Genomic DNA, 13,000 nt, shown 5'->3' on the forward strand with positions numbered 1-13,000 from the left:
TGGGTTCTTTTTTTATGGTATAATAAAATGGATGTATTTTGTAAAAAAATATAAAAATTAGCAAATTGACCTAACAGGTATTGGTATTTAGATTGATGGAGGTTGACTATGTCAAATAAATATGCGATTGTTCTAGCTGCAGGAAAAGGTACTAGAATGAAATCAAAATTATATAAAGTACTTCACCCTGTCTGTGGAAAACCTATGGTTCAGCATGTTGTAGACCACGTAAAATCAGTTGGTGTACAAAATATTGTAACTGTTGTAGGTCACGGAGCAGAATTAGTTAAAACACAATTAGGTGACGATAGCGAATATGCTCTTCAGGCTGAGCAATTAGGTACTGCACATGCTGTGATTCAAGCAGCGCCATCTTTAAAAGATAAAGAAGGAACCACTTTAGTAATCTGTGGTGACACACCATTAATCTCCCCAGAAACAATTGAAGCTTTATTTGCTGAACATGATCGATTACAGGCAAAAGCTACCATTTTAACAGCTCATATTGAGGATTCAACTGGTTATGGTAGAATAATTAGTGGCGAAAATGGATCTGTATTAAAAATTGTTGAGCATAAGGATGCAAATCCGGAAGAGCTTGCAGTGAAAGAAATTAATACAGGTACATATTGTTTTGATAATAAGGCATTATTTGATGCACTAAGCGAAGTGAATAATGATAATTCTCAAGGTGAGTACTATTTACCGGATGTTATTGAGATACTAAAAGCAAAAGGTGAAATCGTAGCTGCATATAAAACAGCGAACTTTGATGAAACATTAGGTGTAAATGATCGATATGCTTTATCGATTGCGGAATCATTAATGCAAAAAAATATAAATAAAAAGCATATGTTGAATGGAGTAACGATTATCGATTCATCAAGCACATATATTTCAGCAGATGCAATTATTGGTTCGGATACTATTATTTACCCTGGTACAATGATCTATGGGAATAGTATAATAGGGTCTGATAGTACAATTGGCCCGAATACAGAAATTATCGATAGTGTAATTGGTAATGATACTATCATTAAGCAATCGGTTGTACATGAGAGTAAGATTGGTCATTCAACATCAGTTGGGCCTTTTGCTCATATTCGTCCTGCGTCAACATTAGGTGATGAAGTTCGAATTGGTAATTTTGTTGAGACTAAGAAAGTTACTTTTGGTAATAGAAGTAAAGCTTCTCATTTAAGCTATATTGGTGATGCGGAAGTAGGTCAAGATGTTAATCTTGGTTGTGGCTCAATCACTGTAAATTACGACGGTAAAAACAAGTTTAAAACAACGATTGAGGACAATGTTTTTGTTGGTTGTAATTCAAACTTAATTGCACCTGTAACTGTGAAAAAAGGTTCATACATTGCAGCTGGTTCAACAATTACTGATGAAGTTCCAGAAGACTCACTGGCAATTGCGAGAGCAAGGCAAGTGACAAAAGAAGGTTACTATAAAAATTAATTATAGATAAATAAAAAGAAAAGAAAAAAGCGGAGGGTACACGAAACATGCCTAATCATTATCCAGACAAGCATTTAAAAGTATTTACTCTAAACTCAAATCCTAAATTAGCGGAAGAAATTGCAAAGCATATTGGTGTAGAGCTTGGTAAATGTTCGGTTTCTCGTTTTAGCGATGGAGAAGTGCAAATTAACATTGAGGAAAGTATTCGTGGTTGTGATGTATTTATCATTCAATCAACAAGTTTCCCAGTAAACGAAAGTATTATGGAATTGTTAATCATGATTGATGCTTTAAAACGTGCATCAGCAAAAACAATTAACATCGTAATTCCTTACTACGGTTATGCTCGTCAAGATCGTAAAGCTCGTTCACGTGAGCCAATTACATCTAAGTTAGTTGCAAATCTTCTTGAGACTGCTGGTTCTACTCGAGTGATTACACTTGATTTACATGCTCCACAAATTCAAGGATTCTTTGATATCCCGATTGATCACTTATTAGGTGTACCTATCCTTTCAGATTATTTTAGAAAAAAACAGCTTGAAGATATCGTAATTGTTTCTCCTGACCATGGTGGAGTAACAAGAGCTCGTAAAATGGCTGATCGTCTTAAAGCTCCAATTGCTATCATTGATAAACGTCGTCCAAAACCAAATGTTTCCGAAGTTATGAACATCATCGGTAATATTGAAGGTAAAACGGCTATTTTAATCGACGATATTATTGATACAGCGGGTACAATTACACTTGCTGCTAATGCATTAGTAGAGCACGGTGCAAAAGAAGTATATGCATGTTGTACACACCCTGTATTGTCTGGACCGGCAATTGATCGTATCGAAAACTCTTGTATTAAAGAATTAGTTGTAACAAATTCAATTTGTCTTACTGACGATAAAAGAACTGATAAACTTGTTGAATTATCAGTTGCAGGCTTGTTAGGTGAAGCGATTATTCGTGTTTATGAAGAGCAATCAGTAAGTACATTATTTGATTAATAGTAAAATTACATCTTTGCTTTAAAACTTATAAGAGGACGTAACCAGAAGTGGTTACGTCTTTTCGCAATATAACCAGAGATTAAGAATGGAGGAATAAAATGAAATTGTTTGTAGGATTAGGCAATCCGGGTAGAGAATATGAGAGAACGCGACATAATATAGGTTTCATTGCGATCGATGAATTGGCTCACCGTTGGGGTATTTCATTAAACCAACAAAAATTTAATGGTATTTATTCTTCTGGGATTGTAAATGGTGAAAAAGTCTTTTTGTTAAAACCTTTAACATACATGAATTTATCAGGTGAAAGTGTAAGGCCGTTCATGGATTATTTTAATATTGATATAGAAGACCTTGTTGTACTTTATGATGAAATGGATATTCCAACTGGTAAGCTGCGTTTGCGCACTAAAGGAAGTGCTGGTGGTCATAATGGGATTAAGTCATTAATTCAGCATTTAGGGACACAAGAATTCCAACGTATTCGCATCGGAGTGGACCGCCCTTCTAATGGGATGAGCGTTGTAAATCATGTACTCTCAAACTTTTTTGAAGAGGAAATTGCTGAAGTTGTTGATGGTGTAAAAAAAGCAGCGGATGCATGTGAATACTTTTTAAATCATTCTTTTGTAGACGTGATGAATCAATATAATAAAAAATAAAAAACAGGAATTTACGCCTTCATATTGAATAAGTATAGTTAGTACAAACCATACTGTATATATGAATTTTTGTAGTATGGAGGCAGTAATGGAATTATTAGAATGTCAGTGTCGATATTGCAGTAAATGCATGGGTAGTATTGAAAAGGATCAACTTTTACAAGTATCATCTTCTTATTGTCATTCATTTGACGAGGAGCTAAGTGATTTTGTAAATTTTATTCAATCTCCTAATCAAGTAATTTATATCGTGTGTGAGGATTGCGAAATGACCCTATCAGAGTTTCCGCATTACCATGAATATAAAAATTTTATAAACTAAAGTGCCTTTGGTTAATAACTGAGGCGTTTTTCTGTTTTTACTAGGCTCACTATTAAGGTGTTTTGATTAAAACGTAAAACAAAACATTTGTGAAATGTGATTTAAGTATTCATTATTTTTTGCACTTTTCATCTACAGGCCTAATTTTAAAAAAACTATAAATATAAACTTCAACTAAGGGTATTGTTTACTTAGATTGACTGTTAGGGGAGATTGACTTCGTGATTGGTTTGATTGAACAATTTAACCATTATAAAGATATTAAAAAGATAATGCAGGGCCTTAAAAGCGGGTTGAAAGAGCAGTTGGTTACAAACTTAACTGGGTCTGCAAAAACATTGCTAGCGGGTGCTGTTTTTAAAGAAACTGGACAAACACAGTTAATTGTAACGAATAATCTTCTTCAAGCTCAGAAGGTAGCGGAAGATTTGAGAGCAGCTGTAGGTGAAGAAAAGGTATTTCTATATCCTGCAAATGAATTAATTGCATCAGAGATTGCGGTATCAAGTCCAGAGCTCAGATCACAAAGACTAATCGCACTAAACAGTTTGATGTCAGAAAAACCAGCGATTGTAGTTACACCAGTCTCTGGATTAATCGGATATTTACCATCTCCTGAATTATGGGCTAACAATCAAATTAATTTTGAAATCGGCGAAGAGATCGATTTACCGAATTTGATATCAAAATTTGTCCAAATGGGCTATGAGCGTGTTGGAATGGTAGAAAGTAAGGGAGAATTTAGTGTACGTGGTGGAATTCTTGATATTTATCCACTTACATATGAAGACCCTATTCGTATAGAGCTCTTTGATACAGAAATCGATTCAATTCGTTCGTTTTCTCCTGATTCTCAAAGGTCGATTACAAAATTTGAAATTGTGCATATTGGTCCGGCAACAGAAAGAATTATCTCTAAGACTGATTTACAATTAGGTGTTCAACGTATAGAGCAAGCTTTTAAAACGACTCTATCAAAAGTAAAAGATCAACAATTAAAAGAATCATTAGCTGAAAAGGTCACCTATGATCTTGAACAGTTAAAACAAGGGCAGTTGATTGATCAAATATATAAATATTTTGGCCTAATCTATGAAAACCAATTTAGTTTACTAGATTATGTTCCAAAAGAAGCTATTGTTGTAATCGATGAGATTTCCAGGGTTCATGAAATTGTTGAACAGCTTAAAAAAGATGAAGCAGAGTGGTATACATCTTTATTGGCAGAAGGAAATGCTTTACAGGGCGTAACGTTTTCTCATGATTTTTTCGAATTATTACAATCAAGAAAGCGCCAACAAATTCATACGAGTCTTTTTCCAAGAAGAGTTCCTCATACGCATCCTGAACAGGTAGTGTCGATGCAATGCAAATCGATGCAAGAGTTTCATGGACAAATGGGCCTATTAAAAAATGAACTAGATCGTTGGAAGAAAAATAAATACACGATCGTTATGCTTGGTGAAAGTGATGATAGAACAAACAAAATTGAAAATATATTAGCAGATTACAAAATTGAAGGTAAAATTATCTCTTCTATTGAGCAAATCAAAAATGGTGAAGTTTACATCATGAAGGGTGATCTTCGTTCTGGATTCGAACTTCCGTTAGAGAAATTTGTTCTCATTACGGAGCGAGAGCTATTTACTAAAAAAGCTAAGAAGAAAAAGAGAATTAATACAAAGCTATCGAATGCAGAACGAATAAAAAATTACTCGGAATTAAAAGTCGGAGATTATGTTGTTCATGTTAATCATGGTATCGGTAAATTTTTAGGAATTGAAACATTAGAGATTAATGGAATCCATAAAGATTATTTACATATTCGATATCATGGTGACGATAAATTATTCGTACCGATCGAACAAATTGACCAAGTACAGAAGTATGTGGGTTCTGAGGGTAAGGAACCAAAGATCTATAAACTTGGCGGGACTGATTGGAAAAAGGTTAAGAAGAAAGTTGAAGGCTCAGTACAGGATATTGCTGATGATTTAATTAAACTTTACGCAGAGCGTGAAGCATCAAAAGGTTATGCATTTTCTCCTGACGGGCTAGAGCAACAAGAATTTGAGTCTTCGTTTCCATACCAGGAAACTGACGATCAGCTTAGATCAATTCATGAGATTAAAAAGGATATGGAAAGAGAACGTCCAATGGATCGACTGCTTTGTGGAGACGTTGGATATGGGAAAACTGAAGTTGCTATTCGTGCTGCCTTTAAAGCAATTGTTGAAGGTAAGCAGGTTGCTATTTTAGTTCCTACTACAATTTTAGCACAACAGCATTTCGAAACATTAAGAGAAAGATTTCAGGATCACGCAATTAATATCGGCCTGTTAAATCGTTTCCGATCTCGTAAGCAGCAGCTTGAAACGATGAAGGGATTAAAAGAAGGCTCTGTTGATATAGTAGTTGGAACTCATCGTTTATTATCAAAGGATATTATTTATAAAGATTTGGGCCTTTTAGTTATTGATGAAGAGCAACGATTTGGTGTATCTCATAAAGAAAAAATTAAACAGCTAAAAGCAAATATAGATGTTTTAACGCTAACTGCAACTCCGATTCCTCGTACATTGCATATGTCAATGTTAGGAGTAAGAGACTTATCAGTTATTGAAACGCCTCCAGAAAATCGTTTTCCAGTTCAAACATATGTAGTCGAGTATAACGCTGCATTAGTGAGAGAGGCGATTGAAAGGGAGCTTGCTCGTGATGGACAGATTTACTTCTTATACAATCGTGTAGAAGATATCGAGCGTATGGCTGAGCAGATTTCAATGCTTGTACCAGACGCGAAGGTAGCCGTCGCACATGGTCGAATGAATGAAGGGGAACTGGAATCAGTTATGTATGCCTTCTTAGATGGGCAATATGATGTATTAGTCAGTACAACGATTATCGAAACAGGTGTGGATATTCCAAATGTTAATACATTGATTGTGTATGATGCGGACCGAATGGGTCTTTCAACACTTTATCAATTAAGAGGGCGTGTAGGACGCTCAAATCGAGTAGCTTATGCCTATTTCACCTATAAGCAGGATAAAGTATTAACTGAAGTTGCCGAGAAGCGTTTACAGGCAATTAAAGAGTTTACAGAACTAGGTTCCGGCTTCAAAATTGCTATGCGTGACTTGTCGATACGAGGTGCAGGGAATCTACTTGGTGCACAGCAACATGGATTTATTGATTCAGTTGGATTCGATTTATATTCTCAAATGTTAAAAGATGCAATCGAACAGCGTAGAGGAGTTAAGAAAGAAGATTTAATTTCAATCGAAATTGACATTGAAGTAGATGCTTATTTACCTGATACGTATATTCAAGATAGTAAGCAAAAAATAGAGATGTACAAACAATTTAGAAGAATTGAAACGTTTGAGGAGTTAAATGACCTGCAAGAGGAATTAATGGACCGCTTTGGGGATTTCCCTGTGGAAGTAGGCTACCTATGCCAAGTGGCTCATATTAAGCTTTTAGCCATTGCTGAGAAGATTGAACTGATCAAGCAAGCTAAGTCTGAAGTGAGTGTTTATTTCTCTGAGGTGGCAAGTACAAATATTGACGGCGGGAAGCTATTCCAATTATGTAATTCCTTTGGTAGAGGAATCGGCCTAGGAATGGATGGGTCGAAATTAAAAGTTACGCTAGACGTAAAAGGAAAGAATCCAGCGGAATGGCTAACTACACTAGAAGGTTTAATTAACGGATTAAAAAATGTGAAAAAAGAGAGCGTTAATGCTTAAAGTGTAGAAGCTAGAAAATAGAGGAGAATATGGGTTAATTTAATCTAAATTCTTCTGTGATTTAAATAAAAGTTACCAAAAAGTGCTTACAATACTATATTTTTAGTAAAGGTGTTAAAAAATCTCACTTATTTTGTATAGAACTTTCGTTGTGTAGGATACTATCATTAATTAAGGGTGACCTTACCTCATTGTCACTCGGGTATCTTTATCAACGTAGACATGCAAGTAAGTGAGGAGGCGCTTTACAAGTATGAAAGCAACAGGTATTGTTCGTCGAATTGACGATTTAGGTCGAGTAGTAATACCAAAGGAAATTAGGAGAACTTTACGGATTCGTGAAGGCGATCCATTAGAGATATTCGTTGACCGAGATGGAGAAGTTATTTTAAAGAAATATTCACCTATTAGCGAGTTAAGTGATTTCGCAAAGGAATACGCAGATGCACTATATGACACACTTGGACACACAGTCATTATCAGTGATCGTGATTCAGTAGTGGCAGTTGCAGGTGCTTCGAAGAAAGAATACTTAAACAAAAATATTGGTGATATTATCGAAAAAACGATGGTGGAGCGTAACTCAAAGGTAGTTAGTGAGCCAGGAGAAGCTTCATTTATCGAAAGTGTTATTGAAAAATATCATTCCTACGCGGTAGGAGCAATCATAGCTAGTGGGGATCCAATTGGAGCCGTAGTGATCTTTTCAAAAGACAAAACAATTTCTGAAGTTGAAAAGAAAGCGATAGACACTGCTACTAATTTCTTAGCTAGACAAATGGAGCAATAATCATACATTTAGTAAGCAAAGGCCAGTAAAGGTTAATTTATACCTTTACTGGTCTTTGTGTTTTTATTATTTTTTTACTCAACAGTAAAGTTAAATCTTACCAAAAATGGAAAAGGGGAGTTTTTTCTTTCGACAACTCTTTACATAAGGCCTAATAATGTAATACATTAAAGGGTGAACCGTCTATCAAAGGAGTTGTAATCCTTTTGCAAAATGCTAAACAAAAAGCAGCCTTACAAGGCGCATTATTCATAACAATAGCATCATTATTATCAAAAGTATTGAGTGCATTTTATAAAATACCCTATCAAAATATTGCTGGAGATTTAGGTTACTATATTTACCAACAGGTTTACCCTGTTTACGCAATTGCTTTAGCTTTTTCAACATACGGCTTTCCTTTAGTTTTATCATCTTATGTAGCTGAAAGAGTGGCGAAAAAAGATGATAAGGGGGCTAAAGATTTAGTTTATGCAACATTTATGATGTTGCTAGTCATTGGGATATTATGTTTTTTAACTTTATACATAGGCAGTAATAGTATAGCAAAGTTTATGCGGGATGATCATCTAGCGATGTTAATTCGCGTTGTCAGTGTTGGCTTTTTATTTGTTCCAATAACTTCAGCGTTTCGTGGATATTACCAAGGTTTAGGAGATATGGGACCTACATCAGTCAGCCAGGTAATTGAACAGTTTATTCGAGTGATCACGATTTTAGTACTGTCACTTTATTTAATGGAAACGACTGATAATCTTTATATTGTAGGTGCGGGTGCTGTTTCAGGTTCAATACTAGGTAGTATAGCAGCGATACTTTACTTCTTTTATTGGGTTTCTTTTCGCGGCTCCGGATTAACAATCCCATCGTTTGGTTTAATTAAAACCTATCGTTTAGAATTAAAAACGATTTTATATCAAGGAATCTTACTCAGTCTAAGTAGCTTAGTACTTGTATTTATTCAGTTTATCGATTCAATCTCTTTTTACCCTTTATTAGTACAATATGGGTATCATGTTGAAGGTGCTAAACTTGTGAAGGGAATTTATGACCGTGGATTTCCTTTAATTCAATTAGGTTCTGTCATTGCTTCATCCTTTTCGCTTGCCTTAATTCCTTATTTATCTAGTGAATTAGTTCGTAAAGAACATAATTCTATAAATAATCGTATTTCAGGTGCCATTAGGGTGAGTATTGTAGTAGGAGCTGCTGCAACAATCGGTCTAATTTCGATTATCCATCCGACGAATATCATGCTTTATCGAAATGATTTAGGAACAGATGTCCTAACGGTTTTATGTGCATCGATTTTCTTCGCCGGGGTATCCATTACGACATCTTCAATAGCACAAGGGTTAGGCAAAAGTTTAATTCCTGCTTTAAATGTGTTAGCAGGTGGTTGTGTGAAATTTGTTGGTAATGTTATTTTAATGGAGCAAATAGGTTCAAAAGGGGCAGCCTATTCAACGGTGATTGCTCTAATTATCGTTACGATATTGAATTTGGCTTATATTTATAAATTGTCGAAAACAACATTTTTTGGCTTTACGTTTATTGCGAAATTACTAGTTGCCCTAGCTGTTATGTATGGCTGTGTATATGGATATGAGCATGTTTTTGAAAAGTATGCAATGTTTATAAACCCACTTCGTTTAAGAATGTTAGTGGAGGCATTATCATCAGCGGTTGTAGGAGCAATGGCATTTGGAATTGTTTTAATTAAAATTAAGTTATTTACAGTAGAAGAGCTAAGCTCATTAGTTAAAAGTGAAAAACTACAAAAGTGGCTCTCTTAAAAGAACAGGAGGAGGAAAATGAACAAGATTACAGTTTTAGGTTTAGGAGCAGGAGACCTTAATCAGCTTCCATTTGGAATTTATAAAGTGTTACAAAAAACTGACAATCTTTATTTACGTACAAAAGACCACCCTGTTATAAGCGAATTAGAAAAAGAAGGTCTAACTTTTCAATCATTTGACGAAATATATGAAAAACACGATCGTTTTGAAGAAGTCTACCAAGAAATTGTACAGGCGTTAGTGAAAGCTTCTGAAGTGGAATCCATTACATACGCGGTACCAGGACATCCCCTTGTAGCGGAAAAAACGGTTCAGCTATTAATCGAACTTGCGGATAAGGGTACTATCCAGCTAGATATTAAAGGTGGACAGAGCTTTTTAGATGCGATGTTTACTAGCTTGAAAATTGATCCTATCGAAGGATTCCAGTTTGTGGATGCAACAGATTTAGAGCAAGAGCAAATTACATTTAGGCAGCATTTGATCATATGCCAAGTTTACGACCAAATGACTGCTTCACATACGAAATTAAAATTAATGGAGCAGCTTCCTGATGATTATGAAGTGGTAATTGTGACAGCAGCGGGTAGCGCAGATGAGCTAATAAGTAGAGTGCCTTTATATGAGATGGATCGCAATACGACTATCAATAACATGACAAGTGTGTATGTACCGCCTGTTAAAAATGAAGAGGATCTATATCACCAATTTGAGACTCTTCGCTCTGTTATTGCTACTTTAAGAGGCCCTGACGGTTGTCCATGGGATCAGAAGCAAACACATGTATCATTAAAGAAATACCTTTTAGAAGAGGCGTATGAGCTTATTGAAGCAATCGACGAAGAGGATGACGATCATATTATTGAAGAACTTGGTGATGTATTACTTCAAGTGATGTTACACGCTCAAATAGGAGAAGATGAAGGTTATTTCTCTATTCAAGATGTTATCCAAGGGTTAGTGAGTAAGCTAATTTATCGTCATCCTCATGTCTTTTCAACTGTTCATGTTAATAATGAAGAGGAAGTATTAAAAAATTGGCAGGAATTAAAGCAAGCTGAAAAGGGCCATGTGGTTGAATCTGTTCTTTCAGGAATTCCAAAGGAACTTTCTGGATTATTAAAAGCAGAAAAACTTCAAAGAAAAGCGGCAAAAGTGGGATTTGATTGGAAAGAATTACCTCCGGTGGTGGATAAAGTTAGAGAAGAACTAACTGAAGTTCTTGATGCAATTGAATCAAAAGACCAGTCTAAAATTGAAGCAGAACTAGGTGATTTATTATTTAGTATTGTTAATTTAGCTCGTTTTATTGATGTAAACCCTGAAGAAGCAATCTTAAAAACGAATATGAAATTTACTAAACGTTTTCAATATATTGAAACAAGACTTAATGAAATTAATAAAACCTTTTCAGACGTATCTCTAGAAGAAATGGATGAGATATGGAATGAAGCTAAAAAATTCGAATGATCAATGAGGATTAAGGAGAATAAAATATGAGACTTGATAAATTTTTAAAAGTATCGAGAATTATTAAGCGTCGAACACTTGCTAATGAAGTGGCTGATCAAGGAAGAATAACAATAAATGGAACGGTAGCAAAAGCATCTACAGAAGTAAAAGTAAATGATGAATTAAAAATTCGCTTCGGGCAGAAAATTGTGACGGCAAAGATCAATCTACTTAAGGAAACTGTACGAAAAGAAGAAGCAGATGCAATGTATACAATCATAAGCGAGGAAAAACTGTCAGATAGCTTGTTCTAAAAAAGTTGTCCCTTCATATACTTGTACAAATAACACTGTATTAAGAACTTGTTGTAAAGCGATACAGTTTATGTAAATGGAGGGACTAGTATGAATAATCCGTATGACTTAAATGCGAAAAATACAAGCCAAATAATCGAGCAGGATTTGTCCTTAAAAAGTAGAAGATATCTTGAAATCACTGGAGTTAAGCAGGTAGAGAGCTTTGATAGTGAAGAATTCCTTTTAGAAACAGCTTTAGGCTTTTTGCATATTAAAGGTCATAATTTACAAATGAAAAACCTCGATGTAGAAAAAGGTCATGTAGCTATAAAGGGAAAAATTAATGAACTTTGTTATATTGACGAGTACAACTCAGGGAAAGCTAAAGGGATCTTTAGCAAGCTATTTAAATGAGCTTAAACGTTCAGTTCTACTCAATGATAGCGATGGTCGGTATGGGTGCTTATCTTGGTATGGCACTAGATACATACCATCGTTTTTTATATCGAGGTACTCGTAATCGACTGATCGTGTTCGCTACCGATATTTTATTTTGGGTATTTCAGGCTCTACTAGTTTTTTATGTTTTATACTTAGTTAACGAAGGTGCACTAAGGTTTTATCTCCTGTTAGCTCTACTATGCGGTTATGCAGCATACCAAAGTCTACTGCGAACTATTTATAAAAAAGTTTTAGAATTTATTATTCAACTAGTTATTAGAATCTACCGCATTATAGTAAAATTAATCATAATATTTATTTTTAAACCTATAAAGGGTATTATTCAGTTAATAATCGTGATACTTTTGTTTATTTATGGTCTCCTTATTCGACTGATCCGATTACTTTACAACGTTGTCTTATCTATTCTTTTGTTTTTCGGCAGAGTATGTTGGTTTTTTGTGCCAAAACGAGTCAAAAACTATTTAATACAATTTAAAGGAGTTTTCGGAAAATTCAAGAATATCTTCCTTACTACTATTAAAAAAGTAAAAGATTTTTTAGATAGGAGGAAGAGATAGGTGGAACATGCGAGACAGTTGGACCTAAGTAGACAAGTTCAGGATAAACAAAATATTACTTTAGTTGAAGAACAGGGGATGAAACCTAAGAGAAGAAGTTTTAAAAAGTTTTTAATACGTATGTCATTATTTTGTTTTTTAACAGTGCCAGTATACTTTTTATTACAATCTCACTACGTAGCGCAGCAGCACGTTTATTCTTCTAAAGTAAAGCAATTAAAACTAGCAAAGGCTGATTTAAAGAAGACAAAAGATACGGTAGAAGATTCAAAACGTATGATTGACCAATTGAACGATGATCAATATATTATTGAGCTTGCTAGGAAAAACTTATTTTTTTCTAAAAAAGGAGAAATAATTTTCCCAAATATTAAGTAATTATCGTTTCATTGACACTTGTTTTTATAATTTTATATAATATAGTAAATCCAGTT

At 34.6% G+C, this 13,000-nt stretch carries 12 protein-coding genes; all 12 read left to right on the forward strand.

The window, feature by feature from the left end:
- Positions 1-108: 108 nt before the first annotated feature.
- Positions 109-1,467, forward strand: a complete 1,359-nt coding sequence (gene glmU / locus CN601_RS14165) for a bifunctional UDP-N-acetylglucosamine diphosphorylase/glucosamine-1-phosphate N-acetyltransferase GlmU (RefSeq protein ID WP_098171389.1) — start codon at positions 109-111, stop codon at positions 1,465-1,467.
- A gap of 47 nt (positions 1,468-1,514) precedes the next feature.
- Positions 1,515-2,468 (forward strand): ribose-phosphate diphosphokinase, encoded by a 954-nt coding sequence (locus tag CN601_RS14170; RefSeq protein WP_098117902.1) that lies wholly within the window; start codon positions 1,515-1,517, stop codon positions 2,466-2,468.
- Positions 2,469-2,569: 101 nt separating this feature from the next.
- Complete coding sequence (gene pth / locus CN601_RS14175) at positions 2,570-3,133, forward strand: aminoacyl-tRNA hydrolase (RefSeq protein WP_098117903.1); 564 nt, start codon at positions 2,570-2,572, stop codon at positions 3,131-3,133.
- An 88-nt stretch (positions 3,134-3,221) separates the two neighbouring features.
- Entirely contained in the window at positions 3,222-3,455 is a 234-nt protein-coding gene (locus CN601_RS14180; RefSeq protein ID WP_172446599.1) for an anti-sigma-F factor Fin, read from the forward strand.
- Positions 3,456-3,676: 221 nt separating this feature from the next.
- Positions 3,677-7,207, forward strand: coding sequence for a transcription-repair coupling factor (gene mfd / locus CN601_RS14185; RefSeq protein ID WP_098171391.1), 3,531 nt, complete (start codon positions 3,677-3,679; stop codon positions 7,205-7,207).
- Positions 7,208-7,460: 253 nt separating this feature from the next.
- Positions 7,461-7,997 (forward strand): stage V sporulation protein T, encoded by a 537-nt coding sequence (gene spoVT, locus CN601_RS14190; RefSeq protein WP_098117906.1) that lies wholly within the window; start codon positions 7,461-7,463, stop codon positions 7,995-7,997.
- 206 nt (positions 7,998-8,203) lie between these two features.
- Positions 8,204-9,793, forward strand: a complete 1,590-nt coding sequence (locus CN601_RS14195) for a putative polysaccharide biosynthesis protein (RefSeq protein WP_098171392.1) — start codon at positions 8,204-8,206, stop codon at positions 9,791-9,793.
- A gap of 18 nt (positions 9,794-9,811) precedes the next feature.
- Positions 9,812-11,266 carry a bifunctional methyltransferase/pyrophosphohydrolase YabN gene (gene yabN, locus CN601_RS14200; RefSeq protein ID WP_098171393.1) on the forward strand — a complete coding sequence of 485 codons (1,455 nt, stop codon included), beginning with the start codon at positions 9,812-9,814 and terminating at the stop codon, positions 11,264-11,266.
- A 26-nt stretch (positions 11,267-11,292) separates the two neighbouring features.
- On the forward strand, positions 11,293-11,562 hold the full coding sequence (locus CN601_RS14205) for an RNA-binding S4 domain-containing protein (protein WP_098171394.1): 270 nt from the start codon (positions 11,293-11,295) through the stop codon (positions 11,560-11,562).
- A 90-nt stretch (positions 11,563-11,652) separates the two neighbouring features.
- On the forward strand, positions 11,653-11,958 hold the full coding sequence (yabP, locus tag CN601_RS14210; protein ID WP_098171395.1) for a sporulation protein YabP: 306 nt from the start codon (positions 11,653-11,655) through the stop codon (positions 11,956-11,958).
- Entirely contained in the window at positions 11,955-12,566 is a 612-nt protein-coding gene (gene yabQ, locus CN601_RS28010) for a spore cortex biosynthesis protein YabQ (protein ID WP_098117910.1), read from the forward strand. The genes yabP and yabQ overlap by 4 nt, the downstream gene beginning before the upstream one ends.
- Positions 12,567-12,944, forward strand: a complete 378-nt coding sequence (locus CN601_RS14220; protein WP_098117911.1) for an FtsB family cell division protein — start codon at positions 12,567-12,569, stop codon at positions 12,942-12,944.
- Positions 12,945-13,000: the final 56 nt, after the last annotated feature.

Origin of the sequence: Bacillus sp. AFS017336 (assembly GCF_002555445.1) — a bacterium.
Lineage (GTDB): Bacteria > Bacillota > Bacilli > Bacillales > Bacillaceae_G > Gottfriedia.

Excerpts from the sequence above, each read along its gene's own strand:
- glmU (WP_098171389.1), top strand. The coding sequence starts at position 109 with ATGTCAAATAAATATGCGATTGTTCTAGCTGCAGGAAAAGGTACTAGA.
- CN601_RS14170 (WP_098117902.1), top strand. The coding sequence starts at position 1,515 with ATGCCTAATCATTATCCAGACAAGCATTTAAAAGTATTTACTCTAAAC.
- pth (WP_098117903.1), top strand. The coding sequence starts at position 2,570 with ATGAAATTGTTTGTAGGATTAGGCAATCCGGGTAGAGAATATGAGAGA.
- CN601_RS14180 (WP_172446599.1), top strand. The coding sequence starts at position 3,222 with ATGGAATTATTAGAATGTCAGTGTCGATATTGCAGTAAATGCATGGGT.
- spoVT (WP_098117906.1), top strand. The coding sequence starts at position 7,461 with ATGAAAGCAACAGGTATTGTTCGTCGAATTGACGATTTAGGTCGAGTA.
- yabN (WP_098171393.1), top strand. The coding sequence starts at position 9,812 with ATGAACAAGATTACAGTTTTAGGTTTAGGAGCAGGAGACCTTAATCAG.
- CN601_RS14205 (WP_098171394.1), top strand. The coding sequence starts at position 11,293 with ATGAGACTTGATAAATTTTTAAAAGTATCGAGAATTATTAAGCGTCGA.
- yabP (WP_098171395.1), top strand. The coding sequence starts at position 11,653 with ATGAATAATCCGTATGACTTAAATGCGAAAAATACAAGCCAAATAATC.
- yabQ (WP_098117910.1), top strand. The coding sequence starts at position 11,955 with ATGAGCTTAAACGTTCAGTTCTACTCAATGATAGCGATGGTCGGTATG.